This is a genomic window from Azospirillum sp. CT11-132 (genome assembly GCF_047302835.1).
Classification (GTDB): domain Bacteria; phylum Pseudomonadota; class Alphaproteobacteria; order Azospirillales; family Azospirillaceae; genus Azospirillum.
The window spans coordinates 2,182,673-2,209,201 of record NZ_JBGLZA010000003.1 but is presented as its reverse complement, the minus strand read 5'-3'; the positions used below and the strand labels follow the sequence as shown (position 1 = coordinate 2,209,201).

The following is a 26,529-nucleotide window of genomic DNA, read 5'->3' as shown; positions in this document are numbered from 1 at the left end:
GACGAAGACGGGGTTATGCCGCCTTCGACACCATCGGCACCGCGCCGCCGTTTAGCACCCAGGCCATGGCGCTGTCCATACCGATGAAATCGGCCGCCGGTCCGCCGTCAAGCTCTCCGGCAAGGTCGCCGTTGGCCGGCGTCACCTTGGCCTGGACGAAAATCCGCGCCTGATCGTCGGTGCCCGCAGCGATCATCGCATCGGCCATCACCGAGGCCCAGTCCCAGTCGGTCATCACCACCGCGCAGCGCAGTTGGCCGCAGCGTCGCGCCAGCCTCATCAGGGCGACGACGATCTCCGGCCGGAACCCATCGGCCTCGAAGCGGTCGAACTCGACGAGGCTGCTCCATGGCGTGCCGCGGGCGCCCAGGTTGGCGCAGTGCACCTCCACCTGCCGGGCGACGGCGTCGCGCTGCTCCATCGACAGGGTGCCCTGCAACCGGACATGCAGGCCCCAGTCCTTTATTTCCACAAGATAAGACGCGCTCATTTCGAAATACCCTTATCCGATCCGAACGCCACAACCCGGAAGATCCGTGGTTCGATTGACGGCGTTCAAACGGTGCCTTGGCAGTTAGCAAATCATACGCCACCGCCGAAGGAGCCGGAAAGCGGGATTCCTGCGACCAAATCTGTTCGATTGACGTCAATTACTCCAATTTTTGTCGCAAATTGCGACGCAACGCTGCAGTTTGGACACCAACTCAAGACTGGGGCTCAAGACTGGCCGCCCTCCGATCGTGACGGCACGCCCCGCCTCTGGCGCAAGCCCGGCCGTTGCGGCTATGGTGGCGGCCATGAAGCCCGCCGCCATCCAGGAATTCTTCCGCCGCCTGTCCGCCGCCAACCCGGAACCCCGGAGCGAGCTGGAATACGTCAATCCTTACACGCTGCTGGTCGCCGTGGTGCTGTCCGCCCAGGCCACCGACATCGGCGTGAACAAGGCGACCGGTCCGCTGTTCAAGGTCGTCACCACGCCCCAGCAGATGGTGGCGCTGGGTGAGGAAGGGCTGCGCCAGTACATCAAGACCATCGGCCTGTTCAACACCAAGGCCAAGAACGTCATCCGCCTGTCGGAACTGCTGATCGAGCGCCATGGCGGCGAGGTGCCGCGCGACCGCGAGGCGCTGGAACAGCTTCCCGGCGTCGGCCGCAAGACGGCGAACGTCGTCCTGAACGTCGCCTTCGGGGAGGAGACCATCGCGGTCGACACCCACATCTTCCGCGTCGGCAACCGCACCGGGCTGGCTCCCGGCAAGACGCCGGACGCGGTGGAGGCGAAGCTGCTGAAGGCGGTGCCGAAGCTCTACCGCCGCCATGCCCACCATTGGCTGATCCTGCACGGCCGCTACGTCTGCAAGGCGCGCAAGCCCGACTGCCCGATCTGCCCGGTCGCCGACCTCTGCGGCTACAAGGACAAGATCATCGCCTGATCCGTGAGGGGAAACGCAAAACGCCCGGCATGGCGGGAGCCAGCCGGGCGTTGCCTTGTGTGCCTTGCGCTTCGGAAAGCGGTTCAGACGGCCTCGGCCGCCGGAACCTGCCCGACGGGAGCCTGGGCCGGCGCCTGAACGGCGGCCGGCGCCGGAGCGGCGGCGGGCTTGGCGCTGTACAGCTGGATGTCGCCGATCAGCTGGCCGCCGGCATCGACCGCCAGCTCGCCGAAGCGGATCGAGCCGGTGATCCTGCCGGTGGAGCGGACGGTCAGACGGCCGCGGACGGAGATGTCACCCTCGAAGCGGCCGGCGATGTCGGCCTCCTCGATCTCGACGGAGCCCTTGAACAGGCCGCTCTCGGCGATCTCGACCGAACGGCCTTCGCGCAGCTTGGCCTCGACCGTGCCCTCGACCACCAGCACGTCGCAGGAGCCGATCTCGCCGGTCAGGGAGATGTCGCGGCCGACGGTCAGGCGGCGCTGCTCCGGCATGGCGGGAGCCATCGGGGCCTGGGCGGCCGGAGCCTGGACGGGCGCCTGGGCTGCGTGAGCCGCCGCCGGGGTGGCGACGGGGATCGACGGCTGGCGCGGGGCGGAGCCCGGCATGTCGACGACCCGGCGCGGCACGTCGGGCTTGAAGCCGGCACCCGGCATGGACGGCGCGGAGGGGGGCTTGGGGATGCTGTTCATGTCGGGTCCCTTCGAGGCGGAAGGCATGTCGGGATAGGCCGGAGAGGCGCTCTGCGGATCGGTCAGGGCGTGGGCCATGCTGGGTGCTGCGTCTCCGGCCGCCACGGCGGATACCGGGGCGGATGCCGGATGGTGTCCAGGAGCCGGTGCCGGATTGTTGAGGGAGGCGAGCGGCGACGAGACGGCGCCGGGCTCGCCCGGGGTGTACGGACGGACACCCGGCTGCGGCGGGACGGGGCTGTCGGCCTTGGGAGCGGCGGGCGGTGTCTTTCGTCCGAACAGCATGAGCGGTTCCCCCAATCTGGACATGCGGGTGGCGGGATGGCCTGGAAGTCGAAAGGCCCGGTGCCGGAAGCGTGCCGCCGGGAAGGCGGGCGCCACAGTCGGTGTCCGGGCAGGCGACGGCGTGCGGCCGTGCCGCCTAGCGGCGTATCACGGTCGTCCGGCCCGCCGCAAGGGGAGCCGACATGGACTGTAGGACATGAACCATGAAGGCGCTGGCGACGACCGGGACCAGCAAATTGACGAAGGGGATTGTCGAAAGGAAGGCAATGACGGTCCCGGCCAAAAAAGGTTTCAGCGGCCGTGCCCGCCGCATCGCCCGCGCCGTGGCGCGGTCCATCCGGCGGTGCGCCACCATCTCGAAATATTCCCGCCCCAGCAGATAGCCGTTGACGGTGTAGAAGACGATCAGGTTCAGGCCGGGCGCGAAGATGTAGATCGGCAGCGCCAGCAGGTTGATCGCCAGCACCAGCAGCAGGAACCGCAACGCCGTCGCCAGTTCCTCCAGCCAGCCGGCATGGCGGGGGGCAGGCAGGGCGGGGTAATGCCGCGCCTCCACCCGCTCCACCACCTCGTCCAGAAAAAAGCTCGACACCGTGCCGACTGTGGCCGGGAACAGCAGCCACGCCAGCACCAGCACCCCCAGCCCGCCCAGCACGTCGATGGTGGCGTCGACCCAGCCATAGCCGGTCAGCGGCGTCACCGACAGCGCCCACCATGCGCCGCCGGCCAGCAAGGCATAGGCGATCACCGAAACGAGCACGCCGATCCACACCACCCGGCGCACGCGCGGGTCGGACAGCTGGGCGAAGGCAAGCACGAGGGCGCGGATCATCGGCGGTCCGTAGAGCGGTTGAGGAGGAGGGGGGAACGGCCGCCCGCATATCTACGGTGGCCGGGCGCCGGGTTCCAGTCCCCCCTTCCGCCATCCCGTCAGGCCACCGGACTGAACACCAGCGCGGCGTTGGTTCCGCCGAAGCCGAAGCTGTTCGACAGGACGTGGCGGATGCGCCGTTCCTTCGGGCGCAGCGGCACGAGGTCCAGGTCGCAGCCCTCCGACGGCGCCTCCAGGTTCAGGGTGGGCGGCGCCACCTGATCGCGCAGCGCCAGGATGGCGAAGATCGCCTCCACGGCGCCCGCCGCTCCCAGCAGATGGCCGGTCGCCGATTTGGTCGAGGACATGGAAAGGCTTGTCGCCGCCGGGCCGAACAGGCGCTTGACCGCCGCGATCTCCACCGGGTCGCCGGCCGGGGTGGAGGTGGCATGGGCGTTGACATAGTCGACGGCGTCGGGCGCCAGCCCCGCCCGCTTCAGCGCGGCGCGCATGGCGCGGAAGGCGCCGTTGCCGTCCTCCGCCGGGGAGGTGATGTGGTAGGCATCACCCGACAGACCATAGCCGGTGACCTCGGCATAGATCGTGGCCCCGCGCCGCTTCGCATGCTCCAGCTCTTCCAGCACCAGCACGCCGGCCCCCTCACCCATGACGAAGCCGTCGCGCTCGCGGTCCCAGGGGCGGGACGCGCGGGCCGGGTCGTCGTTGAAGCCGGTCGACATCGCGCGGGCGGCGCAGAAGCCCGCAATCCCGAGGCGGCAGATCGCCGCCTCGCTGCCGCCGGCCAGCATGACGTCGGCATCGTCCAACGCGATCAGCCGGGCCGCGTCGCCGATTGCGTGCGCCCCCGTAGCACAGGCGGTCACGGCGGCATGATTCGGTCCGCGGAAGCCGTAGCGGATCGACACGTGGCCCGATGCAAGGTTGATGAGGGTCGACGGCACGAAAAAAGGTGAGATGCGGCGGGGCCCCTTCCCGTGCAGGGTCAGCGCCGCCTCCGCCAAGCCCGGCAGACCGCCGATGCCGGAGCCGATCATCACGCCGGTGCGCTCCTGCGCCTCCGCGTCCGCCGGGCGCCAGCCGGCGTCGGCCACCGCCTCGTCCGCGGCGGCGAGCGCCAGCAGGATGAAGCGGTCCATCTTGCGCTGGTCCTTGGGCGGTACCACCGCATCCGCGTCAAAGGCGGCGTCGCCGCTGTCCGGCACCTGGCCGGCGATGCGGCAGGGCAGGTCGACGGCATCGACCCCGCTCACCGCCCGGATGCCGCTTCGGCCGTCCAGCACGGCGCGCCAGCTCGGCGCCACGCCGGCCCCGAGCGGAGTGACGGCGCCAAGGCCGGTGACCACGACTCGTCTCATTCGGTTTCGTCCTTTTCAGGGATCGTCAATTCCGGACGCAGCCGGTCCGGCCGGATCGGTTCGCCGCTGTTGCGGTCGACCAGCACCGGTTCGACCGGAAGGCCGGTCTCGCGGTCGACCAGCCGGAACGCTCCGTCCGGCAGCAGCCAGCGTCCGCCCCAGTCGGCCATGGCGATCAGCACCGGCAGGAAATCCCGTCCCTTGTCGGTCAGGTGATAGCCGTGGCGCAGCGGGCGTTCCTGATAAGGTCGCTTTTCCAGCAGCCCGGCCTCCACCAGTGCCTGCAGGCGGCGGGTCAGCATGTTGGTGGCGAGCCCGATGCTGCGCTGGAACTCGTCGAAGCGGGTCAGGCCGAGCATCGCGTCGCGCAGGATCAGCAGGGACCACCATTCCCCGACCTCATCGAGGCCGCGGGCGATGGGGCAGGGGAAGTCGGTCAGCCGGGTGCGTCGCATGGCGGCGACTGTCGCATGGTAACTTTCATCATGCAAGTAACCGATATCGGCGGCCCGGCCGGGGAACATCGGACGTGCTTCCAGGGGCCGCACTTGTGATGCGGGTGGCGGCGGCTATACTCGCGCCGCAATTTCGCCCTTACCGCAAGATCCCTCAGGAGAACCCATGGCCACGTCTGCCTACGACGTCACCGGCATCGGCAACGCCATTGTGGACGTGATCGCCCACGCCGACGACGCCTTCCTCGCCGCCAACACCATCGAGAAGGGGGCGATGACGCTGATCGACGCCGCCCGGGCGGAGGAGCTGTACGGCAGGATGGGACCTGGCGTCGAAGTCTCCGGCGGCTCGGCCGGCAACACCATGGCGGGCATCGCCATGCTCGGCGGGCGCGGCGCCTATATCGGCAAGGTCGCCAAGGACCAGCTGGGCGACGTGTTCCGCCACGACATCCGCGCCGCCGGCGTCTCCTTCGACAGCGCGCCGCTGTTGGGCGGAGCGCCGACCGCGCGCTGCCTGATCCTGGTCACGCCGGACGCCCAGCGCTCCATGAACACCTATCTCGGCGCCTGCGTCGAACTGGGGCCGGAGGACATCGACGAGGCGCTGATCGCCGGGTCGCAGGTGACCTACCTGGAAGGCTATCTGTGGGATCCGCCCCGCGCCAAGGAGGCCTTCCGCAAGGCGGCGGAGATCGCGCACGCCGCCGGCCGCAAGGTGTCGCTGTCGCTGTCCGACAGCTTCTGCGTCCATCGCCACCATGCCGAGTTCGTCGATCTGGTGGAGCGCCACGTCGACATCCTGTTCGCCAACGAGCACGAGATCGGCGCCCTCTACGGCACCGACAGGTTCGAGGACTCGCTGGCGGCGGTGAAGCGTCTGGGCAAGACCGCGGCGCTGACCCGCAGCGAGAAGGGCGCCGTCATCGTCTCCGGCGGCGAAGTGGTCGAGGTGGCGGCCGAGCCGGTGGAGCGGGTGGTCGACACCACCGGCGCCGGCGACCTCTATGCCGCCGGTTTCCTGTTCGGCCATACCCGCGGCCTGTCCCCGGCGGTCTGCGGCCGTCTGGGCGCCGTCACCGCGGCGGAGATCATCAGCCATGTCGGCGCCCGGCCGGAAGTGAACCTGCGCGAGCTGGTCGCCGCCAAGGGCCTGCTGGCGTAAGCCGTCCCTGGAGCGCGATTTGCGCGTCAAATCGCGAAGACGTTGCCGGCCGCGTTGCATTCTGCAACTGCGGCCGGTTCCGTTTGGGGGTCAATTCAACTGGTCATCGATCACGGGACGTTCCGGCACCGTGATCCTGGCGCACAGCAGCGCCATCGCCGTCCCGCTGTCGGGGGCGGCCACCGCCCAGCGCTCCGGCCGGTCCGGTCGCGGGACGGTCAGCAGCCACAGCCGGTCCTTCTCTCCGAAGCGTCCGTTGAAAAGCGTGTATTCGCGCGGCCCCTGCCGGCGCAGGTCGTTCAGCCGGGTCTGCAGTTCCACCGCTTGGCCGTTGCGTACGGCGATGGCCTCTTCCGCCTGCCGCAGTTCCGTCTCCTGGTGGCGCATGTCGCGGCGCAGCGACTCGGTGGTTTGGGTCAGCTCCGTCCGTCCCTGATGCAGCTGCGAGCGGCGGCGCTGGACGGCGGCGATCCGGTTGCCGATCCGCAGAATGGATACGGTGATCCAGCTGAGGCAGGCCATCAGGATCACCATTTCCAGCACGAGCAGCAGCGGCGTCTGCGCGCTCATCGTCCCTCCGCTCCTTCGGCACGCTCCTTGCGTGCTTGCGCCGGCGCTGCAGCAACGGGCGTGCCAAGGGCGGATGCCCGGGCATCGGGACGATGGGCCAAGCGATGGGCCCAGGAATGGGCCAGGCGATGGGGTGGTGATGGAGGCGGTGCGGACGATCCTCGACTCGGCGGTTCCGCTGGTGGCGGCTCTGGCGGTGCTGTGCCACCTGTGCTGGGTCGGCATCCGGCGCAGCTGGGACCGGGTTGCCGGGCTGGACCGACTGCGCCAGTCGGTGGTGCCCCTGAAGGAACGCCAGCGCGCGGAGACCGAGGCGCTGGCCGACCTGACCTGCCGGCTGGAGGAGGCCAAGGGCCGGCTGTCGGCCGCCGAACAGCGGGTCGCCCATCTTCAGCGCCAGATCGATGCGGTGGACAAGGAACCGCCGGTCTTCCTGCACATCCTCGGCCTGCCTGCAGGCAATCGCCGCGCCTTCCGGGCGGAGGTGCAGTACGACACCGCCGTCGCCACCGCCGCCCGCGCCGCAGGAAAGCCGGTGAACCCGGTCTGGCGTTACGACAACCGGGTGCTGGTCCATGCGCTGGACCTGCAGTCCGCCCGGCGCGAGGCGGAGCACGTCTTTCCGCACAAGGCCGGCTTCAAGGTCTTCTTCCACGCGCCGGTGCCCTGATACCTCCCTCTTGCGCCGGGATTCCAGCCCCAAAGGCCGGCTCTGCGGTCTTCCGCCACAGCGTCGGCTCGGGTAAGCTGCCGGTCCCGCCGCCCATCCTGAACATCCCGACAGATTGCCGATTCATGCAAGTCTACCTGCCGATTGCCGAGATGTCGGTCAACGCGCTGCTGGTGCTCGGCATGGGCTGGCTCGTGGGGTTCCTGTCGGGGATGTTCGGCGTCGGCGGCGGCTTCCTGATGACGCCGCTGCTGATCTTCATCGGCGTTCCCCCCGCCATCGCCGTCGGCACCCAGGCCAACCAGCTGGTCGCCGCCAGCGTGTCGGGCGTGCTGGCCCATTGGCGGCGCGGCAACGTCGACGTCAAGCTGGGGGTGGTGATGCTGGCCGGCGGCGTGGTCGGCACCGCGGTTGGGGTGTGGATCTTCGGCATCCTTCAGCGGCTGGGCCAGATCGACATCGCCATCACCCTGTCCTACGTCTTCTTCCTGGGCACCATCGGCGGGATGATGCTGGTGGAGAGCAGCCGCGCCATCCTGCGCCGCCGCGCGCCGACGGCGAAACGCGGCAAGCTGCACCGCCACATCTGGCTGCACGGCCTGCCCTTCAAGATGCGGTTCCAGCGGTCGAAGCTGTACATCTCGGCCCTGCTGCCGGCGGGGATCGGGGCGGTCGGCGGCATGCTGGTGGCGATCATGGGCATCGGCGGCGGCTTCCTGCTGGTGCCGGCGATGATCTATCTGCTGAACATGCCGGCCGGGCTGGTCGCCGGGACCTCGCTGTTCCAGATCATCTTCACCACCGCGGCGGCGACCCTGCTGCAGGCCGCCACCAACCAGACGGTGGACGCCATGCTGGCGCTTCTGCTGCTGATCGGCGGCGTGATCGGCGCCCAGTTCGGAACGAAGGCGGGCAGCCGCCTGCGCGGCGAAACCGCCCGGCTGGCGCTGGCGACCATCGTGGTGGCGGTGGCGCTGAAGCTGGCCTGGGATCTGTTCTCCCGCCCCGACGATCTGTTCACCCTGACCACGGGGTTGAGATGATGGCGGGGCGGACGAAACGCAGGCTGATCCAGGCCGCCGCGGCGCTGGCCGGTCTTCTGCTGGGCGGCACGGTCGCGGCGACGGTGTGGGCGCAGCAGCTGGTCGCCGACCTGTCCAGCCACCTGATCGCCATCACCACCGGCTTCACCGGCACGGAGGTCGTGCTGTTCGGCACCACCGACGGGGCGGGTGACGTCGCCATCGTCGTCACCGGTCCGCGCGGCCCCGCCACCGTCCGCCGCAAGCAGCGGGTGGCCGGCATGTGGATGAACACCGACAGCGTGCGCTTCGAGCAGGTGCCGAGCTTCTACACGGTGGCGGTCAGCCGCCCGCTCGACCAACTGGTCGGTCGCCCGGTTCTGGAGCGCCAACAGCTGGGGTTGCCGCAGCTGCAATTGCCGGCCGACGCCACCCTGCCGCCGGAAGAGCTTGCCGCCTACCGCAGCGCGCTGATCCGCAACAAGCAGCGCCAGGGGCTCTACGCCATTTCCATGGGGCAGGTCGCCTTTTTGGGCGAACGGCTGTTCCGCACCAACATCTATTTTCCAGCCAACGTCCCGACCGGGCTGTACAATGTCGAAGCCTTGCTGATTCGCGACGGCGACGTGGTCAGTGCCCAGACCACGCCGCTGGTGGTGTCCAAGATCGGGTTCAGCGCCGAAGTGTCAGACTTCGCCCGCAACCGCCCGGTCATCTACGGGGTGGCCGCCGTCATCGGCGCCATCGCGGCCGGCTGGGCGGCCGGCGCCGCATTCCGCCGGATCTAAGCCGAGAGGGTGATCGAGATGAGCGACGCGACCCAGTCCACGACGCCGGAAACGCCCGCCCAGCCACCGGCTCCCAAGCCGGTGCGCATCTTCCTTGTGGTGGTCGACGACAGCCCGGAGCTGAAGGTGGCGCTCCGCTATGCCTGCCTGCGCGCCCGCAAGTCGGGCGGCAAGGTTGCGCTGCTGACCGTCCTGGAAAAGGGCGAGATGCAGCACTGGCTGGCGGTGGAGAACCTGATCCGCGAGGAGCAGCGCGCCGAGGCGGAGCAGATGCTCCAGAAGCTGGCGCGCGAGGTCAACCAGCTGACCGGCACCCTGCCTGCGCTCTATGTCCGCGAAGGCAACCGCACCGAGGAGGTGCTGGCCCTGATCGGGGAGGAGCCGAGCATTTCCATCCTGGTGCTGGCCGCCGGCACCGATCCCGAAGGCCCCGGTCCGCTGATCTCCTATTACACCGGGCGCGGGCTGGGGCGGCTGCGCATCCCGCTGACCATCGTGCCCGGCGGGCTCAGCAACGAGGCGCTGGACGCGATCACGTAAGTGGGGGCACGTAAGTGGGGGCACGTAAGTAAGGATAGGGGCCACGGTCAGAGCGCGCATGCCGGATGCCGAATACCCACACAACCGGGGTCCTTGATCCGCCCGGCGTTTCGGCCCAAATTTCCCCCAATCGTTCCGCGTCCCGATCCCGGGCGCGCCGGCGGTTCCATTCCGCCGCCGATGGAGGACCAGACCATGTTCATTCAGACCGAGCAGACGCCCAACCCGGCGACTCTCAAGTTCCTGCCGGGGCGTGACGTGCTCGGACGCGGCACCGCCGACTTCACCAGCCGCGAGGACGCCGTCCGTTCGCCGCTCGCCCAGCGCCTGTTCGAGATCGACGGCGTCGTCGGCGTCTTCCTGGGCGCCGACTTCATCACCATCACCAAGACCGACGCGCGTGACTGGTTCCTGCTGAAGCCGTCGATCCTCGGCGTCATCATGGAGCATTTCACCGCCGACCGCCCGGTCCTGCTGGAAGACGGCGGCGACGGCCATGCCGCGGCGTCGAACGCCGACGACGAGGAGATCGTCGAGCAGATCAAGGAGCTGCTGGACACCCGCGTCCGCCCGTCGGTCGCCCAGGACGGCGGCGACATCACCTTCCAGGGTTTCGAGCGCGGCGTCGTCTATCTGGCGATGAAGGGAGCCTGCTCCGGCTGCCCCAGCTCCACCGCCACGCTGAAGCACGGCATCGAGAACATGCTGCGCCACTACATCCCCGAAGTGGTCGAAGTGCGCGCGGTCCAGTAATCCGCTCTCCGGTTATGCCGGTCCGCCCTTGATGCGGCGGGCCGGCATTCCCATGCTGGCGGGATGATCATCTCCGCCAGCTACAAGACCGACATTCCCGCCTTCTATGGGCGCTGGTTCCTGAACCGCCTCGACGCCGGCTATTGCCGGATGGTCAATCCCTATGGCGGCCAGACCTACCGCATCGACCTGACCCGGCCGGCGGTCGACGGCTTCATCTTCTGGACCAAGAATCTCGGACCCTTCCTCGGCGCGCTCGACAGCGTGGCGGAGCGGGGCTTTCCCTTCATCGTGCAGTACAGCGTTACCGGCCTGCCGACCACGCTGGAACGCTCGGTTCCCGATTGGGAGACGGCGGTCGGCCATATGGCGAGGGTGCGCGAGCGCTGGGGACCGCGGGCGGTAGTCTGGCGCTACGACCCCATCGCGCTGACCGAGGCCACGCCGCCGGACTGGCATCGCGAAACCTTCGCACGGATCGCGCGTGCGCTGTGCGGGGTGACCGACGAGGTGGTGGTGTCCTTCCTCCAGCCCTACCGCAAGACCGCCCGCAATCTCGCCGCCGCCGGCATCGGCTGGCGTGATCCGGAAGCGGAGGAGAAGCGCGCGCTGCTGGCGGACTTGGCCGGCATCGCGGCGGGGGAGGGGATGGCGCTGACGCTCTGCACCCAGCCGGAACTGGTCGGTACGCCCGGCACGGCGGCCGCCCGCTGCGTCGATGCGCTGCGGCTGTCGGACGTCGCGGGAAATGCGGTGGCGGCGCGGGAGAAGGGAAACCGGCCCGGCTGCCTCTGTGCGGAGAGCCGCGACATCGGCGACTACGACAGCTGTCCGCACGGCTGCGTCTACTGCTACGCCGTCGCCGACCGTGGGATGGCGCAGCGACGGTTCGCCGCCCATGACCCGGAGGGGGAGTTTCTGGTGGCGCGGCGGATGCCCTCTCCGCCCAGAGTCCCCTCTCCCCCCCGGGGAGAGGGTTAGGGGGACGGGCGGCGAGGATTTTCAAGCATCGCGCACTTTCCGATCACCACCAGATCCACGCCATGCATCCCCCTCACCCCGACCCTCTCCCCAGGGGGGAGAGGGGGAAGTCTAGGATGGGAGAAAGTCGCTTACGGACAAACCTTCCGCACCGTCTCGACCAGCTTTTCCGGGTTGAACGGCTTCACCAGCCAGCCGGTGGCGCCGGCTTCGCGGCCGGCGGACTTCTTGGCGGGGTCGGCTTCGGTGGTCAGCAGCAGGACCGGGGTGGCACGGTTGAGGGCCGAGGCGCGGATGGCGCGGGTCAGGGCCAGCCCGTCCAGGCCCGGCATGTTCAGGTCGGTGATGATGCAGTCGAACTTGCGCTGGTTGACGAGCGCGAGGCCGGCATTGCCGTCCGACGCCTCCGCCACCTCATAGCCGGCGCCTTTCAGCGTGAAACCGACCATGTCGCGGATGGTCTTGGAATCGTCGACGGTCAGAACGCTTTTGGGCATGAACGCGGCTCCGCTTATACGGCAGAAAGAATTAAGAGGAAAGCCCTAGGCAATTTCCCGTCCACCGTCAACCGCTGGCATCCCCTATCCCGGCAACAAAAAAGCCCCCGGCCCGGCGGCTGAACCGCTGAACCGGAGGCTTTGCCGAGGCTATATTGTTACGCCTTCGTATCGACGTGCTGGCCGCCGGCGTCACCGCCCTTGGCGACGCCGACCATCGCTTCGCGCAGCAGGCGGCCGTGGATGGTGTAGCCGGGCTGAAGGACCTGGACGACGGTGCCGGCGGCCTTGCCGGTGTTCTCGATCTCGAACATCACCTGATGGAAGTTCGGGTCGAACGGCTCGCCGGCCGGGTCCAGCTTCTTGATGCCGGCGCGGTCGAAGGCGGCGAACAGCTGGCGTTCGGTCGCCTCGACGCCGACGGCGAGGCCCTTCAGCATCTCGTCCTGCTCGCGGCCCTCGGCCGGGACGGCGTCCAGCGCGCGGCGCAGGTTGTCGGCGACCGACACCAGTTCCTTGGCGAAGCTGGACACGGCGAACTTGCTGGCGTCCTCGCGGTCGCGCTGGGCACGGCGGCGGGTGTTCTCCGTCTCCGCCATGGCGCGCAGAAGCTGGTCCTTCAGGCTGGCGACCTCAGCTTCCAGCTTGGCGACGCGGTCCTCGGGCGAGCCGGTTTCCGCAGCGTTGGCGGCGGCGGTCTCGGCGGTGGCCTCGGTCGGCTCCACCGTGGCGTCGGAGGGCTTGTTCTGCTCTTCGCTCATGGTTTTCTCAATTCTTGCTTCGTCAAAAGGCGGAGTGAGTGAGGGAGGCGGCGCTCAGCCGATCAGCCGGCTGACCACCTTGGCGGTGTAATCCACCAGCGGAATGATGCGGGCGTAATTGATGCGGGTCGGGCCTATGACGCCGATGGCGCCGATCACCTGTTCCCGGCTGTTCTGGAAGGGGGAGATGATCATCGAACAGCCGGAATGGCTGAACAGCACATTCTCCGCGCCGATGAAGATCTGCACGCCGTCGCCGCGCCCGGTGGCGTCCAGCATGCGCAGCATCGTCTCCTTGGTCTCCAGCGCCTCGAACAGGCCGCGCACCCGCTCCAGGTCGGAGAGCGCGGTGACGTCCTCCAGCAGGCGGGACTGGCCGCGGACGATCAGCTGGCCGGCGTTGGACCCGCCGCTGCCGGCCCAGGTGGCCAGACCGGCGGCGACCACCTTGCGCGACAGCTCGTCCAGCTGGGTCTTCTGCTGCTCGATCTCCTGCAGCACCTCCTGCCGCGCCTCGTCCAGCGTGCGGCCGGCGAGCTTGGCGCTGAGGAAGTTCGACACGGTCTGCAGGGTGGAGGTCGGCACCCCCATCGGCACCTCGATCACCCGGTTCTCGACCAGCCCGTCCTCGTTCACCAGGACGACCAGGGCGCGGCCGGGGCCGAGCGACACGAACTCGATATGCTTCAGCGGCCGGTCGGTCTTCGGCGCCACCACCAGGCCTGCGCAGTGCGACAGGCCGGACAGCATGGTCGACGCCTCGCCCAGCACGTCGGCGAAGGCGCGGCCGGAGGCGGAGCATTTCGCTTCGATCGAGGCGCGCTCGTCCTCGGTCAGCGACCCGATCTCCAGCAGGCCGTCGACGAAGATGCGCAGGCCGGCGTCGGTCGGGATGCGACCGGCCGAGGTGTGCGGGGCATAGAGCAGCCCCTGCTCCTCCAGGTCGGCCATCACGTTGCGGATCGTCGCGGGCGACAAGGCCATGCCAAGCCGCCTGGAGATCGTGCGCGAGCCGACCGGTTCGCCCGACGCCACATAGGCGTCGACGATCAGCCGGAAAATCTCGCGCGATCGCTGGTTCAGCTCGTTGATCATGGAGGTCGGGCGGTCGGGCTCTGTTCGGGCTGGTCGGCTGCGGAACGGGAGTTCCGTCAACCGGTCCGAATTTAGGCAGGTCCGACCGCCGAATCAACGTGCGGGGCGAAGAAGCCCTGCGGCCTTGCGACCTTGAAACGGCCGTAAGGCCGTTTCATCACGACCGCTCGGCGTCCCTTACTGCTCCGCCAGGAAAGTGTTGTACTGCGTGGCGATGGCGGCGACCGCCGCCTCGTACAGCTGCCGGCCATGCTCCGGGCGGGCGAGGCCGGGGGCGGAGCCGATGCGGCCGTCCGGATAGCGGCGGCGAAAGTCACGGGCGTCGTGGAAGCCGCCGGCCGGCGCCTGTTCCGGCTCCAGCGCCGCGGTCTTGATCGAGTCGGGATAGACATATTGCGTGACCGACACCTCGCTGGGGGTGGCGTGCGAGCCTTCCTTGCCCTGGTACAGCTCACGCGACAGGCGGGCGACCTCGCCATTCTCCCACCAGCTCACCAGGGCGCAACGCAGGTCCGGCGCGTCGCGGCCGCGCAACGCCCGGTTCTCCGCATGGATCTCGTAGAAGGCGGCGCGCACGGTGGCGATGTTGCCGCCATGGCCGTTGACGAAGAAGAAGCGCTCGAACCCGTGTTCGGCCAGCGAGCCGACATAGTCGCGCAGCAGGGCGATCAGCGTCGACGGCTTCAGCGTCATCGAACCGGGGAATTCCATATGATGCACGGCCATGCCGACCGGGATGGTCGGGCCGACCAGCGCGCCGGTGGCGTCGCCGACGCCCTTCGCGATGACCTCGGCACAGATGGCGTCGGTGCCGACCAGCCCGTTCGGCCCATGCTGCTCGGTCGAGCCGATCGGCATGATGATGCCCTTGGAGGTCTTGAGGTAGGTTTCGACCTCGGCCCAGGTGCTCAGGTGAAGCTGCACGGTGGCGGATCCTTTTCGACGATGCGTGCCGGGAATGCGGCCGGGAATGCGTTGGCCCTCATGTTAGGCGGCCAAACGGCCGCGACAACCGCTCCCTGCGCCGGGCGGGCATGACGGGGCCGTGGCGATGACCGCTCTCATCCCGCGCTGGCGCATTGCTCCGGCGATGACTACAATCGCGTGCAATTTGCCCGCTCGGGCGTCTGTTTCGGGGTGCGGTGGTGGTTGCGCGCGTCAACACGGTGGCGTTCCAGGGCATCGAGGTGCTGGGGATCGACGTCCAGGTCCAGATGTCCGGCGGAATCGTCGCCTTCACCGTCGTCGGACTGCCCGACAAGGCGGTGGGCGAAAGCCGGGAGCGGGTGCGTGCCGCGCTGCATGCGCTGGGGCTGGCGCTTCCGGCCAAGCGCATCACCGTCAACCTTGCCCCCGCCGACGTGCTGAAGGAGGGCAGCCATTTCGACCTGCCGATCGCGCTCGGCCTGCTGACGGTGATGGGGGTTCTGCCGGATGCGGAGATCGCCCGCTATGTGGCGCTGGGCGAGCTGGCGCTGGACGGCGCGCTGACCCCGGTGGCCGGCGTGCTGCCCGCCGCCATCGACGCGCTGGCCAACGACCGCGGCCTGATCTGCCCGGCGGTCTGCGGCGGCGAGGCGGCCTGGGCCGGTCCCGATCTGGACGTGCTGGCGCCGGCCAACCTGCTGGCCCTCATCAACCATTTCAAGGGCACCCAGGTGCTGACCCCGCCCAAGCCGCGGCTGCAGGAACAGGACGCGCCGCCGCCCGACCTGCGCGACGTGAAGGGCAACGAGACCGCCAAGCGCGCGCTGGAGGTTGCCGCCGCCGGATCGCACAACCTGCTGATGATCGGGCCGCCCGGTTCCGGCAAGTCGATGCTCGCCGCCCGCCTGCCCGGCCTGCTGCCGCCGCTCGACCCGGCGGAGGCGCTGGAGGTGTCGATGATTCACAGCGTCGGCGGGCTGCTGGAGGGCGGGCGTCTGCTGCGCCAGCGCCCCTACCGCGCGCCGCACCAGTCCGCCAGCCTGCCGGCGCTGGTCGGCGGCGGCACGCGGGCCAAGCCCGGAGAAATCTCCTTGGCGCACCAGGGCGTTCTCTTCCTCGACGAACTGCCCGAATTCCCCCGCGCCCTGCTGGAGGCGTTGCGCCAGCCGCTGGAAACCGGCAAGGCGGTGGTCAGCCGTGCCAATCATCATGTAACCTATCCGGCGCGCGTGCAACTGGTGGCGGCGATGAACCCCTGCCGCTGCGGCCATCTCGACGACGCCTCGCTCGCCTGCGCGCGGGCGCCGAAATGTGCAGCAGATTATCAATCTAAAATTAGTGGGCCGCTGTTCGACCGTATCGACCTGCACATCGACGTGCCGGCGGTCAGCCCGGCCGACCTCAGCCTGCCGCCGCCGGCGGAGGGCAGCGCCGACATCGCCGCCCGCGTCGCCGTCGCCCGCGCCATCCAGGCGGAACGCTATGGCGGCTTCGGTCCTTACCCGGCCGGGCGGGCTGTGCGGACGAACGCCGAGGCCGATGGCGAACTTCTGGAGAAGGTGGCCTCCCCCGACGCCCCCGGCCGCGCCCTGCTGACCGAGGCGGCGGAGCGGCTGAAGCTGTCGGCCCGCGGCTACCACCGGGTGATGCGGGTGGGGCGGACCTTGGCCGATCTGGACGGGGTCGAGGGGGTCAAGCGTCGCCACATCGCCGAGGCGCTGAGCTACCGGCGGATCGCGCCGGGGCGGTAGCGGTCCGGCCGATCATCTGCCGCAACCGCCGTTCGAGCCCGCGGCCATATTTCACCACGGTGCCGGCCCACAGCCGGTTCTGCCAGTTCACCGCGGCCCGGCGATTGACGAAGAGGACGTCGGTGTTGTCCAGGGAGAATGGCAACATATGGAATCCCAGGGACCGCATCCGCTGTTTCACCGCCTCCACCGCCGGTCGCATTTCGGGATAGAAGAAGTCGTGGAATTCGACGGTGATCTGGTCGATGTCCGAAAATTCCTCATCCGCAGCGGCCGCGAACATGTCCAATTCGGCACCCTCGATGTCGACCTTCAACAAGGCGATGCGGCCGATGCCGCAGCGGCGCCGGAACTCCGCCAGGGTCATGGCTTCGGCCCGGATGGTCCGAATCGCCTGTTCTGCCGGAGAACGGTTGAAGCCGCTCGCACAGCGGTCCGGATAGACATGGATGTCCAGGCTGCCCGATGCGCCGGAAATCGCAACCTGCTGAAGCGTCAGCCTGGGATGTCGGGCGATCTGTTCGGCACATTCGGGAACAGGCTCGGCTGAAAAGACCTTGCAGCCATACCGCTCGATGACGGCGTGTGCGAATTTTCCCTCGTTGCAGCCGAAATCGACCGCAACAGAGTTTTCATTGATCAAAGAAAAGAATGTGTGTTCGCAAATGCGGTCTAACTTGATCATTTTTTATTTCCCCATTTCCCCACCCGTTAATTGCAAATTTCTATTTTCTTAGTATCATGCTTCTTGATCTTTATCTATCTGCTCTTCCCTGAACTTACGGCCCCTCGAACACCGGCGGCTTGCCCGCCCCCGGACAGACGGTCGTCGGCACCGACTCCTGCTCCACGAAGGTCACGGCGGCGGCCATGGCGCAGTCTTCGCTGGATGTTACGATGTGGCTGGCGGCGCGGAAGACCAGATGGCGGCTCTTCGGCAGGGTGGCGGCGGCACGGTCGCCCCAGTCCGGCGGTGTGACGGGGTCGTAGGCGCCGGACAGCAGCAGGACCGGCATCGGGCTGGCGACCGGCAGGCGCTCGGCCGGTTCCTGATGGCCGGCGGGCCAGAGACGGCAGACGCGCCGGCCCGGATCGTCGGCGGCGACAAGCCCATAGGGGGCATAGCGGCGGGCGTTGTCGGCGCGCTTCTGCGGGTCGGCGGTGTTGACCGACTCGCGGCATTCGACGGAAAAGGCCAGCCCGTCGGCGACCTCCGGATCGCCCAGCCAGTTGGTCGGCGCCCATTCGGCAAGGGTGGCGTATTGGCCGCGGATGGCGCGGTCGAGCATGATCGGCAATGCCGGCACCGCTTCGCTGATCGCCATCGCCTCCAGCCCGGCGGCGATGATCGCTCCGCCGGTCAGCCGCAGGGCACGGCGCGTCTCATGATCGCCGACGACGATGTCGACGGGATTGCGATCCAGCCGTTCGACCAGGGAGAGGAAGCGCTTCTCCAGGTCGGGAAAGGCGGAGCGGCAGGTCCGGTTGGCGGCGCAGTCGTCGAACAGCCGGCGGTAGGCACGCTGGGCCAGCCCGGCCGTCTCCTCCTGCGCGTTGACGTCGGGCGGGTAGATGCTGTCGAACACGGCGGTGCGGACGCGGCCGCCCTGCCGCCGCAGGATCTCCAGCCCGACGCGCGTGCCGTAGGACACCGCGAACAGGTTCACGCGCTGGGCGCCCAGCGCCGTCGCAATGTCCAGCGCATCCTCCGCCGCGACGGGGGTGGAAAACTGCGTGGTATCCAGCCCGGCCGCCTCCAGCCGCGCGATGCAGGCGCTGATTGCGGAGCGTTCCGCCGCCGACCGCTGCTCGCGCGTCTGCGGCCGGCTGCCGCGGGCGTCGACGGCGTCCAGCTCCGGGCAATCGGTGTCCGGCTCCGCCCGGCCGACGCCGCGCGGGTCGAACAGGATCAGGTTGCGGGTGCGGCGGAAGGGCGCCGACAGCTCCCACCACACCTCCATCCGCTCTTCCGTCGCCTCGCCGGTGCCGAAGGGGGAGGCGCCGGGACCACCCTCCAGAAACAGGACGGGGTCCGGGTCGGGCTGGCGCGCGGTGCTGAGCAGCACGGCGACCGGCAGGCGCAGGCTGCGGCTGTTGGCGCGGTCGCGGCGTTCCGGTACCGCCACCGTCCCGCACAGCGCCGCTTCTCCGTCGGGAACGGTGAACCAGCAGGGGCCAGGGGTGAAGCGGGTCTCCGCCACCGCGGGCATGGCCAACAGCGCACCCATCACCACGGCAACCGCCGCGAGCGCAGCCCGCAGCTTGCGGGCGGAGCGCACCGCTATCGGCCATGCGGGAGAGGAGAGGATGGACACGGACGGACGACCTGGACCTGATGGATGGAGTACCGCAGACGGTTTTGGGCGGCGGCTTTGTGTTTGACCGAGCGACCTTCGCTTGTCCAGAGGCGCCCGGCGCCATCCCGACCGATAGCCGAACGGCGGCAAAACGGCCGATAGGTGATGCTGATCTGCAACAGCCGTGCAGCAAAGATCACGCCATTGACGGACGGACAGGTTGACGGAACACATCCGCACACGGAATTATTTCGCCACCAGAGGCCCGACGGACGGAGCCTCTCTTTCTCAGGAGCAGATCATGCCGACCTTGTGGACGGCGATGCAGAGCCGCTGGCTCGATTCCGGGGCATCCTCCGGACCGGGCCGATTGTGCGACCACCTGCGGCGCGACATCGGACTGGCGGACAGGGAGGCGACGGATGGAGAAGAGCCTCCGCTCGGCCGCGCTCTTCCGCCTTTTCACATCCGCGATCGGAACCTATCGGACGCGCGGACATTTTTGACCTTGCAACCGTATCGCTGAGCAGCGATACCGGATCCGCCGGCCTCTCACGCCGGCATCACTCAACCCCTGGAGAGTATCGATGAAAGCCATCGTAACCACCGCCTGGACTCGCCGATCGGGCGATCCGGCCATCACCGCCGCCAATTGGGCCGCCCATATGGCCGCCAATCATGCCCAGCCGGCCCGCCTTCTTCCCGCACCCTTCGAACGTGAATTCCGGATATCGAGAGGATCCCATGTGTGTCTTTCTGGGTTTTTGCGGTCACCGTCTCTTCGTTGAACACGCCCGCTGGGCATCGCCGGCCGGGTCCTTCGACCTGCGGCGTGAGAACGGGGAAGTCATCCTATGGCTTGGACGCCTGAACATCATCTACACACCGGCCCGTTGGGGACCACCCTCCCGCGCTGCATAGCGCGCGGCGCCGCGGAGACCTGCTGAATGCCGGCCCGCGTTCGTCATGACGAGGTCCTTACCGTCGTCCAGGTGCTTGAGGCGTTCCGCAAGCTCGACCCCGATCTGCCCATCCAGTATGCGCTGAGTTTCATGACCATCGCGCAGAGCGAAGGCATCTCCATCGGCGAACTGGCGGAACGCCTGGGCATCGCCCAATCCTCCGCATCGCGCAACGTTGCGGCGCTCAGCCGCTGGCACAGCTTCGGCAAGGCCGGCCTCGATCTGGTGCAGGCGCAGGAAGACCCGCGCGAGCGCCGCCGCAAGATCGTCACCCTGACCGACAAGGGCCGTGAGTTCCTGGACGCGCTGCGCGCCATCGTGAACCCGCCCGAGCAGCGCCGCGCCGCCAAGACAGCCTGATTTTCGCAGCCCTGATTTTTGTAGCCCTGATTTTTGTAGCTAAGCGATCCCGTTCAGCGCCGTGCGCAGCATTCCCACCAGTGTGCGCACCGCCAACTCCTGCCGCTCCAGCGCCAGACCGCCGAACCGCCGCAACTCCTTGGCCCGTTCGGGCAGCGGCGGCATGTGGAAGAAGCCGTAGGGGATATCCAGGTCGGCGCGCTCGATGATGTGGCGCGCCCGGTAGAACAGATGGTTGCCGAGGAAGCCGCCGGAGAAGTCGCCGAAGGTCACCGGCAGCCCGGCCATCGACATTTCCCGCATCACCCGCGGCACCGGCAGGGTGCTGCCATAGGCGGTCGGCCCGTCGGGGACGATGTCGGCGTGTTCCCGCACCGTGCCGGCGGCATCGGGCAGCGGGCTTTCGTCGCGGTTCCAGGCCAGACGTTCCAGCCGGATGTAATCGCTCGACTCGAGGTACGCGAAGCCGAGCGCCGCCAGCGGCTGGTGTTCCGCCAGCAGCTCGGCGAAGGCGTCGCCGCAGACGTCATAGAGAGGGGGCAGGGTGGCGGTGACGACCCCTGGCTCCCCCGTCAGCCGGTCCATCAGCAGAGCGGTCGGATCGGCCGCCCAGGAATGGTCTGAATCAGGAGCCGGCTCGCCGTCCGAGGTCCCGAACGGCGAGAAGCCGGTGAGCAGGATGGGAGCCGTCACGGGCAAGACATCCTTACAGTCACATCCTTACGGCCGCAGCAGGCCGATGATGTCCTTCACGTCGTTCAGGTTCTTCTCCGCGATGGCGGAGGCGCGCTCGCCGCCCTTCTTCAGCAGCCGGTCGATCTCCGCCTTGTCGGCAAGCAGCTCCTTCATGCGGGTGGTGATCGGCGCCAGCTTGTCCACCGACAAATCGACCAGCGACTTCTTGAAGTCGGAGAACTGGGCACCGGCGAACTGCGCCAGCACCTGCTCGCGCGACTGGCTGGCCAGCGCGCCATAGATGGTGACGAGGTTGTCGGCCTCGGGGCGGGCCTCCAGCTCGGTCACCGTCTCCGGCAGGGGTTCCGGGTCGGTCTTGGCCTTGCGGATCTTCTGCGCGATGGTGTCGGCATCGTCGGTCATGTTGATGCGCGAATATTCGGACTCGTCCGACTTCGACATCTTCTTCTTGCCGTCGCGCAGGCTCATCACCCGCGTCGCCTCGCCCAGGATCTGCGGCTCGGGCAGCGGGAAGAATTCGGTCTCATAGCGGCGGTTGAAGGCGCCGGCAATGTCGCGCGCCAGTTCCAGATGCTGCTTCTGGTCCTCGCCCACCGGCACATGGGTGGCCTTGTAGAGCAGGATGTCGGCGGCCATCAGGGTGGGGTAGGCGTAGAGGCCGAGGTTGGCCATGTCCTTCTGCTTGCCGGCCTTTTCCTTGAACTGGGTCATGCGGTTCAGCCAGCCCAGCGGCGTGTGGCAGGACAGGATCCAGCCCAGCTCGGCATGGCCGGAGACGACCGACTGGTTGAACAAGATGTTCTTGTCCGGGTCGATGCCGGCGGCGATGTAGGCCGCGGCGACCTCGCGGATGTTGTTGCGCAGAACTTCCGGGTCCTGGTCGATGGTCAGCGCGTGCAGGTCGACGACGCAGAAGATGCACTCGTAGCTGTTCTGCAGATCCACCCAGTTGCGCAGCGCCCCCAGATAGTTGCCGAGGTGAAGCTGCCGGGTCGGCTGCATGCCGGAGAAAATGCGGTTCACGGGTGGTCTCGCTCGAAAACTCTGGGAGGCGGCAGTTATCGCCCCCCGAAGTCCGCCGGTCAAGGCACGGCGCGCTCATGACGGCTGTCCGCGCGGATCGTCGCGGGTGAGTTGTCCTGGTTGTATTGAATGCGCTTGTGCGCTACCGCCGCGTTCGTGTGGTTGGGAGGGGGCGGACCCGCCGCCCCCGCCACACTCACCCGCGCCGTATCCTCACCTCCCCGCGCGCCGGCGCTCGATGGCGTCCCACAGCAGGGCTTCGATCTGCACGCCGTCCAGGCGGTTGATCTCCTGGATGCCGGTGGGGGAGGTGACGTTGATTTCGGTCATGTAGTCGCCGATCACGTCGATGCCGACGAAGACCAGACCCTTCTCGCGCAGGACCGGGCCGATGGCGGCGCACATCTCGCGCTCGCGCGCGGTCAACTGGGTCTTTTGGGCGCTGCCGCCGGCGTGGAAGTTGGCGCGGGCCTCGCCCTCCAGCGGCATGCGGCTGACCGCACCCACCGGCTCGCCGTCGACCAGGATGATGCGCTTGTCGCCCTGGCGGATTTCCGGAAGGTACTTCTGCACGATGACCGGCTCGCGGTAGAGCTGGGTGAACAGCTCCAGCAGCGAACCCAGGTTCTCGTCGTCGGGCTTCAGGTGGAAGACGCCGGCGCCGCCGTTGCCGAACAGCGGCTTGACGATGATGTCCTTATGCTCCGCCCGGAAGTCGAGGATGGCCTGCTTGTCGCTGGTGATCAGCGTCGGCGGCATCAGGTCGGGAAACTTGGTGATGAACAGCTTTTCGGGCGCATTGCGCACCTCGGCCGGATCGTTGACCACCAGAACCTTGGGCTGCACATGCTCCAGCAGATGGGTGGAGGTGATGTAGGCCATGTCGAAGGGCGGGTCCTGCCGCAGCAGGATGACGTCCATCGTCGACAGATCGGTCATCACCGGCTCGCCCAGCGTATAATGGGCGCCGCGCTGGCGCACCACCGTCATCTCGCGCACGCGGGCGGTCAGGCGGTTGCCGGTCAGGATCAGGTCGCGCGGATGGTAGTGGTACAGGCGATGGCCGCGCTTCTGCGCCTCCAGCGCCATCATGAAGCTGGAATCGGTGTCGATGTTGATCGACTCGATAGGGTCCATCTGGAAGGCGACGGCGAGGCTCATGACGGGTCTCCGGACCTCTGCAACGGGGGTCAGTTCAGGCGGTTCTTCAACTGCTGGATCAACGAGGCGGTCTGGTGGCGGTGATGGTCGTCGCCGGTCAGCGCCATGAAGGTCTCCAGCGCGGTGATGGCGTCCTTCAGGTTGCCGGCATGGGCCTCCAGAAGGCCGGTCTCGCGCCACAGCGACGGCTCGTGCGGGGCGAACAGGCGCATCGCCTCCAGCACCTCCAGTGCCTTCGGCACCTCGTGCGCCGACAGGTGGCGCAGCTTGATGTTGTTCTGCAGCCGCAGAAGCACGTCGCGGTTCGACACCGGCTGGTAATGGCCGGGCTCCAGCTCGGCGGCGCTGCCGGCGGTGGCCTTCAGCAGGTCGCGCAGGTCGACGACGCTGCGGGTCTGCCCCTCGTTGAAGGGGTCAAGAATAGCGCGGGCGCCGTCCTTCTCGATGCGGACCAGGAAATGGCCGGGGAAGTTCAGCCCGACCATCGGCCAGCCCTGCGACCGCGCCGCATGCATATAGAGGATGCCGAGCGCCACCGGCAGGCCGCGCCGGCGGTCGATCACCCGCAGCAGGTTGGCGTTCTGCAGGTCGTCGTAGGTGTCGTGGTCGCCGGAATAGCCGTGGCGCCCGCCGATCACCGCATGCAGGTGCGCGATGCGCGTCTCCAGCCTGTCGTCGGCCGGATCCTGCGCCGCGACACGGGCGGCCAGATCCTCGACGATGGCGCGGATATGGGCGCGGTAGGGGGCGAGGTCGGCGTTCGGCAGTTCAAGCGCGCCCAGCGCCAGGGCGGCTTCGGCCAGATCGATCTCGTCGTCCGGCTGGTCGCCGATGCGGCGCAGGATTTCGCGGGCTTCCGCGCGGTTGCTCAAGACTGTCGCCCTCTCATGTCGCCCCTCACAGTCTCCAGGCATCGACCAGATGACGGGGCCAGGCCCAAGGGGTAACCAGCATCACGTCGAAGCGCAAGACATAGCCGGCATAGCGCGGGTTGGCGCCCAGGAAGGCATGGGCGGCGCGGGCCAGCCGGCCGCGCTGGCGGGCGTTCAGCGCCTCGTTGGCGGTATCCCAGTCGCCACGCGCCTTCACTTCGACGATGGCGATGGTTTGGCCGCGCTTGGCGACGATGTCGATCTCGCCCATCGGCGTGCGCAGGCGGCTGGCCAGGATGCGGTAGCCGCGCAGCCGCAGCGACAGGCGGCACAGCGCCTCCGCCCGGCGGCCCAGGCTTTCGGCCCGCAGGCGCCGCGCATCCAGGTCGGTCATTTCGTCTTCTCCTCCCGCTGCAGCTCCAGCGCGCGGGCATAGACGGTGCGCTTGTGCTGGCCGGTGCGGGCGGCGACGTCGGCGGCGGCGTCGCGCACCGACAGGCGGGTCAGCGCCTCGCGCAGCAGGGCGTCGACGTCGGCTTCGCCCGGCGTCGCCTCCTCTCCCGGCGGGCCGATGACCAGCACGACCTCGCCGCGCGGCGGGCCGGCCTCGGCATAATGGGCGGCCAGCTCCGGCAATGTGCCGCGCCGCACCTCCTCGTACAGCTTGGTCAGCTCGCGGGCGACGGCGGCCTCGCGCGGACCCAGGATATCGGCGAGGTCGGCCAGCGACTCCGGCAGGCGTTGCGGCGATTCGAAGAAGACCAGCGTGGCGGGCACACCCTTCAGCTCGCCGGCGGTGGCGCGCCGCGCGCTGCTCTTGTTCGGCAGGAAGCCGGCGAACAGGAAGCGGTCGGTCGGCAGGCCGGACAGCACCAGCGCCACCAGCGGGGCCGAGGCGCCGGGCAGGGTGGTCACCGCCACCCCTTCCGCCACGCATTCCCGCACCAGCTTGTAACCGGGGTCGGAGACCAGCGGCGTGCCGGCGTCGGTGACCAGCGCGATGGCCTCGCCCTTTTTCATGCGGCCGATCAGGACCGGACGCATCTTTGCGGCGTTGTGTTCGTGGTAGGAGACGAAGGGGGTGTGGATGCCGTGGATGCCCATCAGCTTTGCGGTGACGCGCGTGTCCTCGCAGGCGATGGCGTCGGCCCGCTTCAGCGTGTCGAGCGCCCGCAGCGTGATGTCCGCGGCGTTACCGATGGGGGTAGCGACGACATGGAGTCCGCCCGCGAGTTTACTTGGCGCGGCGAGGGGGCTACCTTGAGCGCCACTTTCGGCCGAGTCACCCGGACTCATGGCCGGGACCATGCCTTGGGTCTCGCCTTCGGTTCCGGCGGCCGTTTCAGCAGATGTGGAGACGATTGGTGGCACGCTTGGCAACAGCTTTCTCACAGGGTCTGAAACGTCACGGCGTGGCAGCCTTGCTGGTCGCCGGCCTGTTGTCGGCCTGTTCGACTTTAAGCGCGCCGCCGCGGGTGGCACAAGCGCCGCAACCGGTTCCCGCTCCGGTGGCTCCCCTGCCGGAGACGCAAGGCCCGGTCAAGGTCGCGGTCCTGGTGCCGCTCAGCGGGCAGAGCGCCGCCATCGGCCAGTCCATGCTGGACGCCGCGCAGATGGCGCTGTTCGACATGGCCGGCGACCAGCTGCAGCTGTTGCCGCGCGACACCAAGGGCACGCCGAACGGCGCCGCCGACGCGGCACGCCAGGCGCTGGCCGAGGGTGCCCGCCTGATCATCGGTCCGCTGTTCGCTGCCGATGTCGCCGCGGTGCGCCCCATTGCGCAGAATGCCGGCGTCGACGTGCTGGCCTTCACCAACGACGCCACCCAGGCCGGCAACGGCACCTATGTGATGGGCTTCGTCCCGGCCGATCAGGTCAGCCGCGTCGCCGGCTATGCCCGGTCGCGCGGGGCGACGCGCTTCACCGTGCTGGCGCCGCGCTCCCCCTACGGCGACGCGGTGGTCAACGCCATGCAGACCATCGCGCCACGGCTCGGCGCCATGACCACGCAGGTCGAGCGCTACGATCCGGCCATCACCGACCTGTCGGTCCCGGCCAAGCAGGTCGCGCAGGAAACCCCGCAGCCGCAGGCGGTGATGCTGGCCGAAGGCGGGCAGCGCGCCCAGGGCATCGCCCAGGCGCTGGCCGCCAACGGCGTGCAGCCGCAGCAGGTCAAGCTGCTGGGCACCGGGCTGTGGGACGACAGTTCGCAAGCGGCGCTGGGGCAGGAGCCGGCGCTGGTCGGCGCGCTTTACGCCGCCCCGACGCCGCAGACCCGCGCCCGCTTCGAGTCTCAGTTCGAGCAGGTCTATGGCCGCAAGCCGCCGCGCATCGCCACGCTGGCCTATGACGCGACCTCGATCGCCGCGGTGCTGACCCGCAGCGGCGGCCCGGTTCCGTTCGACCGCATGGCGATGACCAACCCCAACGGCTTCGAGGGGCTGGACGGCCTGTTCCGCCTGCGCGCCGACGGCTTGGTCGAACGCGGGCTTGCGGTGATGGAGATCACGCCCACCGGATCGCGCGTCGTCGATCCGGCGCCGCCGTCGTTCGAGATGCTGGGGCAGTAAGGAAAAAGGCCCTCTC

The 26,529-nt window shown here is 68.6% G+C and carries 29 protein-coding genes; 11 read left to right on the top strand and 18 right to left on the bottom strand.

Annotated elements, in window-relative coordinates; translation table 11 throughout:
* Positions 1-13: 13 nt before the first annotated feature.
* The gene (locus ACCD06_RS16385; protein ID WP_413341854.1) at positions 14-490 is read right to left on the bottom strand and encodes a hypothetical protein; all 477 of its coding nucleotides are present in this window, start codon (positions 488-490) and stop codon (positions 14-16) included.
* A gap of 307 nt (positions 491-797) precedes the next feature.
* Between ACCD06_RS16385 and nth the strand changes: the two genes are divergently transcribed.
* Positions 798-1,433 (top strand): endonuclease III, encoded by a 636-nt coding sequence (gene nth / locus ACCD06_RS16380; RefSeq protein ID WP_252138325.1) that lies wholly within the window; start codon positions 798-800, stop codon positions 1,431-1,433.
* Positions 1,434-1,516: 83 nt separating this feature from the next.
* On the opposite strand, the gene ACCD06_RS16375 is transcribed toward nth, so the two are convergent.
* The 4 genes from ACCD06_RS16375 to ACCD06_RS16360 form a co-directional block, all read right to left on the bottom strand.
* Positions 1,517-2,410 (bottom strand): polymer-forming cytoskeletal protein, encoded by an 894-nt coding sequence (locus ACCD06_RS16375; protein WP_413341851.1) that lies wholly within the window; start codon positions 2,408-2,410, stop codon positions 1,517-1,519.
* 136 nt (positions 2,411-2,546) lie between these two features.
* Positions 2,547-3,242: an EI24 domain-containing protein gene (locus ACCD06_RS16370; RefSeq protein ID WP_413341849.1), complete on the bottom strand. Its 696-nt coding sequence runs from the start codon at positions 3,240-3,242 to the stop codon at positions 2,547-2,549.
* 98 nt (positions 3,243-3,340) lie between these two features.
* Positions 3,341-4,597, bottom strand: coding sequence for a beta-ketoacyl-ACP synthase II (gene fabF / locus ACCD06_RS16365; RefSeq protein ID WP_413341847.1), 1,257 nt, complete (start codon positions 4,595-4,597; stop codon positions 3,341-3,343).
* A complete protein-coding gene (locus tag ACCD06_RS16360; RefSeq protein WP_413341845.1) occupies positions 4,594-5,052 on the bottom strand; it encodes a winged helix-turn-helix transcriptional regulator in 459 nt (152 codons plus the stop codon). The genes fabF and ACCD06_RS16360 overlap by 4 nt, the downstream gene beginning before the upstream one ends.
* A 166-nt stretch (positions 5,053-5,218) precedes the next feature.
* On the opposite strand from ACCD06_RS16360, the gene ACCD06_RS16355 reads away from it, so the two are divergent.
* Complete coding sequence (locus ACCD06_RS16355) at positions 5,219-6,217, top strand: adenosine kinase (protein ID WP_413341843.1); 999 nt, start codon at positions 5,219-5,221, stop codon at positions 6,215-6,217.
* Between the two features lie 90 nt (positions 6,218-6,307).
* On the opposite strand, the gene ACCD06_RS16350 is transcribed toward ACCD06_RS16355, so the two are convergent.
* Complete coding sequence (locus ACCD06_RS16350; RefSeq protein ID WP_413341841.1) at positions 6,308-6,787, bottom strand: hypothetical protein; 480 nt, start codon at positions 6,785-6,787, stop codon at positions 6,308-6,310.
* A gap of 139 nt (positions 6,788-6,926) precedes the next feature.
* Here ACCD06_RS16350 and ACCD06_RS16345 point away from each other — a divergent pair, with 139 nt between their 5' ends.
* From ACCD06_RS16345 to ACCD06_RS16320, 6 genes are all read left to right on the top strand, one after another.
* Entirely contained in the window at positions 6,927-7,457 is a 531-nt protein-coding gene (locus tag ACCD06_RS16345) for a hypothetical protein (RefSeq protein ID WP_109074876.1), read from the top strand.
* A gap of 125 nt (positions 7,458-7,582) precedes the next feature.
* A complete protein-coding gene (locus ACCD06_RS16340; protein ID WP_109074875.1) occupies positions 7,583-8,500 on the top strand; it encodes a sulfite exporter TauE/SafE family protein in 918 nt (305 codons plus the stop codon).
* Positions 8,497-9,267: a TIGR02186 family protein gene (locus ACCD06_RS16335; RefSeq protein WP_413341839.1), complete on the top strand. Its 771-nt coding sequence runs from the start codon at positions 8,497-8,499 to the stop codon at positions 9,265-9,267. The genes ACCD06_RS16340 and ACCD06_RS16335 overlap by 4 nt, the downstream gene beginning before the upstream one ends.
* 18 nt (positions 9,268-9,285) lie before the next feature.
* Positions 9,286-9,807, top strand: a complete 522-nt coding sequence (locus ACCD06_RS16330) for a universal stress protein (protein WP_109074873.1) — start codon at positions 9,286-9,288, stop codon at positions 9,805-9,807.
* A gap of 195 nt (positions 9,808-10,002) precedes the next feature.
* On the top strand, positions 10,003-10,560 hold the full coding sequence (locus tag ACCD06_RS16325) for a NifU family protein (protein ID WP_413341836.1): 558 nt from the start codon (positions 10,003-10,005) through the stop codon (positions 10,558-10,560).
* 63 nt (positions 10,561-10,623) lie between these two features.
* Positions 10,624-11,541 carry a DUF1848 domain-containing protein gene (locus ACCD06_RS16320; protein WP_413341834.1) on the top strand — a complete coding sequence of 306 codons (918 nt, stop codon included), beginning with the start codon at positions 10,624-10,626 and terminating at the stop codon, positions 11,539-11,541.
* Between the two features lie 131 nt (positions 11,542-11,672).
* Here ACCD06_RS16320 and ACCD06_RS16315 read toward each other — a convergent pair whose 3' ends face one another.
* From ACCD06_RS16315 to ACCD06_RS16300, 4 genes are all read right to left on the bottom strand, one after another.
* Positions 11,673-12,038 (bottom strand): response regulator, encoded by a 366-nt coding sequence (locus tag ACCD06_RS16315; RefSeq protein WP_109074869.1) that lies wholly within the window; start codon positions 12,036-12,038, stop codon positions 11,673-11,675.
* A gap of 158 nt (positions 12,039-12,196) precedes the next feature.
* Positions 12,197-12,799: a nucleotide exchange factor GrpE gene (gene grpE / locus ACCD06_RS16310; RefSeq protein WP_109074868.1), complete on the bottom strand. Its 603-nt coding sequence runs from the start codon at positions 12,797-12,799 to the stop codon at positions 12,197-12,199.
* Between the two features lie 54 nt (positions 12,800-12,853).
* A complete protein-coding gene (gene hrcA / locus ACCD06_RS16305) occupies positions 12,854-13,894 on the bottom strand; it encodes a heat-inducible transcriptional repressor HrcA (protein WP_109149745.1) in 1,041 nt (346 codons plus the stop codon).
* 177 nt (positions 13,895-14,071) lie between these two features.
* On the bottom strand, positions 14,072-14,818 hold the full coding sequence (locus ACCD06_RS16300; RefSeq protein WP_413341831.1) for a creatininase family protein: 747 nt from the start codon (positions 14,816-14,818) through the stop codon (positions 14,072-14,074).
* A 221-nt stretch (positions 14,819-15,039) separates the two neighbouring features.
* Between ACCD06_RS16300 and ACCD06_RS16295 the strand changes: the two genes are divergently transcribed.
* On the top strand, positions 15,040-16,572 hold the full coding sequence (locus ACCD06_RS16295; protein ID WP_109074866.1) for a YifB family Mg chelatase-like AAA ATPase: 1,533 nt from the start codon (positions 15,040-15,042) through the stop codon (positions 16,570-16,572).
* On the opposite strand, the gene ACCD06_RS16290 is transcribed toward ACCD06_RS16295, so the two are convergent.
* Together ACCD06_RS16290 and ACCD06_RS16285 are read right to left on the bottom strand one after the other, a co-directional pair.
* Entirely contained in the window at positions 16,514-17,257 is a 744-nt protein-coding gene (locus tag ACCD06_RS16290) for an FkbM family methyltransferase (RefSeq protein WP_413341829.1), read from the bottom strand. The two genes, ACCD06_RS16295 and ACCD06_RS16290, sit on opposite strands and share 59 nt — an antisense overlap.
* 94 nt (positions 17,258-17,351) lie before the next feature.
* Positions 17,352-18,887, bottom strand: coding sequence for an alpha/beta fold hydrolase (locus ACCD06_RS16285; protein WP_413341827.1), 1,536 nt, complete (start codon positions 18,885-18,887; stop codon positions 17,352-17,354).
* Positions 18,888-19,816: 929 nt separating this feature from the next.
* Between ACCD06_RS16285 and ACCD06_RS16280 the strand changes: the two genes are divergently transcribed.
* Positions 19,817-20,191, top strand: coding sequence for a MarR family winged helix-turn-helix transcriptional regulator (locus ACCD06_RS16280; protein WP_109074864.1), 375 nt, complete (start codon positions 19,817-19,819; stop codon positions 20,189-20,191).
* A gap of 39 nt (positions 20,192-20,230) precedes the next feature.
* On the opposite strand, the gene ACCD06_RS16275 is transcribed toward ACCD06_RS16280, so the two are convergent.
* The 6 genes from ACCD06_RS16275 to rsmI all read right to left on the bottom strand — a co-directional run bounded on the left by ACCD06_RS16275 (position 20,231) and on the right by rsmI (position 25,239).
* Positions 20,231-20,884, bottom strand: a complete 654-nt coding sequence (locus ACCD06_RS16275; protein ID WP_413341824.1) for a pyrrolidone-carboxylate peptidase — start codon at positions 20,882-20,884, stop codon at positions 20,231-20,233.
* 27 nt (positions 20,885-20,911) lie between these two features.
* Entirely contained in the window at positions 20,912-21,910 is a 999-nt protein-coding gene (gene trpS / locus ACCD06_RS16270) for a tryptophan--tRNA ligase (RefSeq protein ID WP_109074862.1), read from the bottom strand.
* A 213-nt stretch (positions 21,911-22,123) separates the two neighbouring features.
* Positions 22,124-23,071: a glutathione synthase gene (gshB, locus tag ACCD06_RS16265; RefSeq protein ID WP_413341822.1), complete on the bottom strand. Its 948-nt coding sequence runs from the start codon at positions 23,069-23,071 to the stop codon at positions 22,124-22,126.
* Positions 23,072-23,100: 29 nt separating this feature from the next.
* Entirely contained in the window at positions 23,101-23,943 is an 843-nt protein-coding gene (locus ACCD06_RS16260) for a SirB1 family protein (RefSeq protein ID WP_109074860.1), read from the bottom strand.
* Positions 23,944-23,968: 25 nt separating this feature from the next.
* Positions 23,969-24,337 (bottom strand): YraN family protein, encoded by a 369-nt coding sequence (locus ACCD06_RS16255; RefSeq protein ID WP_109074859.1) that lies wholly within the window; start codon positions 24,335-24,337, stop codon positions 23,969-23,971.
* Entirely contained in the window at positions 24,334-25,239 is a 906-nt protein-coding gene (rsmI, locus tag ACCD06_RS16250) for a 16S rRNA (cytidine(1402)-2'-O)-methyltransferase (protein ID WP_413341819.1), read from the bottom strand. Before rsmI ends, ACCD06_RS16255 begins: the two co-directional genes overlap by 4 nt.
* 116 nt (positions 25,240-25,355) lie before the next feature.
* On the opposite strand from rsmI, the gene ACCD06_RS16245 reads away from it, so the two are divergent.
* Entirely contained in the window at positions 25,356-26,513 is a 1,158-nt protein-coding gene (locus tag ACCD06_RS16245) for a penicillin-binding protein activator (protein WP_413341817.1), read from the top strand.
* Positions 26,514-26,529 lie beyond the last annotated feature (16 nt).

What these genes read in the sequence shown, in the direction of transcription:
- ACCD06_RS16385 (WP_413341854.1), bottom strand. Translation starts at nt 490, where the DNA reads ATGAGCGCGTCTTATCTTGTGGAAATAAAGGACTGGGGCCTGCATGTC.
- nth (WP_252138325.1), top strand. Translation starts at nt 798, where the DNA reads ATGAAGCCCGCCGCCATCCAGGAATTCTTCCGCCGCCTGTCCGCCGCC.
- ACCD06_RS16375 (WP_413341851.1), bottom strand. Translation starts at nt 2,410, where the DNA reads ATGCTGTTCGGACGAAAGACACCGCCCGCCGCTCCCAAGGCCGACAGC.
- ACCD06_RS16370 (WP_413341849.1), bottom strand. Translation starts at nt 3,242, where the DNA reads ATGATCCGCGCCCTCGTGCTTGCCTTCGCCCAGCTGTCCGACCCGCGC.
- fabF (WP_413341847.1), bottom strand. Translation starts at nt 4,597, where the DNA reads ATGAGACGAGTCGTGGTCACCGGCCTTGGCGCCGTCACTCCGCTCGGG.
- ACCD06_RS16360 (WP_413341845.1), bottom strand. Translation starts at nt 5,052, where the DNA reads ATGCGACGCACCCGGCTGACCGACTTCCCCTGCCCCATCGCCCGCGGC.
- ACCD06_RS16355 (WP_413341843.1), top strand. Translation starts at nt 5,219, where the DNA reads ATGGCCACGTCTGCCTACGACGTCACCGGCATCGGCAACGCCATTGTG.
- ACCD06_RS16350 (WP_413341841.1), bottom strand. Translation starts at nt 6,787, where the DNA reads ATGAGCGCGCAGACGCCGCTGCTGCTCGTGCTGGAAATGGTGATCCTG.
- ACCD06_RS16345 (WP_109074876.1), top strand. Translation starts at nt 6,927, where the DNA reads ATGGAGGCGGTGCGGACGATCCTCGACTCGGCGGTTCCGCTGGTGGCG.
- ACCD06_RS16340 (WP_109074875.1), top strand. Translation starts at nt 7,583, where the DNA reads ATGCAAGTCTACCTGCCGATTGCCGAGATGTCGGTCAACGCGCTGCTG.
- ACCD06_RS16335 (WP_413341839.1), top strand. Translation starts at nt 8,497, where the DNA reads ATGATGGCGGGGCGGACGAAACGCAGGCTGATCCAGGCCGCCGCGGCG.
- ACCD06_RS16330 (WP_109074873.1), top strand. Translation starts at nt 9,286, where the DNA reads ATGAGCGACGCGACCCAGTCCACGACGCCGGAAACGCCCGCCCAGCCA.
- ACCD06_RS16325 (WP_413341836.1), top strand. Translation starts at nt 10,003, where the DNA reads ATGTTCATTCAGACCGAGCAGACGCCCAACCCGGCGACTCTCAAGTTC.
- ACCD06_RS16320 (WP_413341834.1), top strand. Translation starts at nt 10,624, where the DNA reads ATGATCATCTCCGCCAGCTACAAGACCGACATTCCCGCCTTCTATGGG.
- ACCD06_RS16315 (WP_109074869.1), bottom strand. Translation starts at nt 12,038, where the DNA reads ATGCCCAAAAGCGTTCTGACCGTCGACGATTCCAAGACCATCCGCGAC.
- grpE (WP_109074868.1), bottom strand. Translation starts at nt 12,799, where the DNA reads ATGAGCGAAGAGCAGAACAAGCCCTCCGACGCCACGGTGGAGCCGACC.
- hrcA (WP_109149745.1), bottom strand. Translation starts at nt 13,894, where the DNA reads ATGATCAACGAGCTGAACCAGCGATCGCGCGAGATTTTCCGGCTGATC.
- ACCD06_RS16290 (WP_413341829.1), bottom strand. Translation starts at nt 17,257, where the DNA reads ATGATCAAGTTAGACCGCATTTGCGAACACACATTCTTTTCTTTGATC.
- ACCD06_RS16280 (WP_109074864.1), top strand. Translation starts at nt 19,817, where the DNA reads ATGCCGGCCCGCGTTCGTCATGACGAGGTCCTTACCGTCGTCCAGGTG.
- gshB (WP_413341822.1), bottom strand. Translation starts at nt 23,071, where the DNA reads ATGAGCCTCGCCGTCGCCTTCCAGATGGACCCTATCGAGTCGATCAAC.
- ACCD06_RS16255 (WP_109074859.1), bottom strand. Translation starts at nt 24,337, where the DNA reads ATGACCGACCTGGATGCGCGGCGCCTGCGGGCCGAAAGCCTGGGCCGC.
- rsmI (WP_413341819.1), bottom strand. Translation starts at nt 25,239, where the DNA reads ATGAGTCCGGGTGACTCGGCCGAAAGTGGCGCTCAAGGTAGCCCCCTC.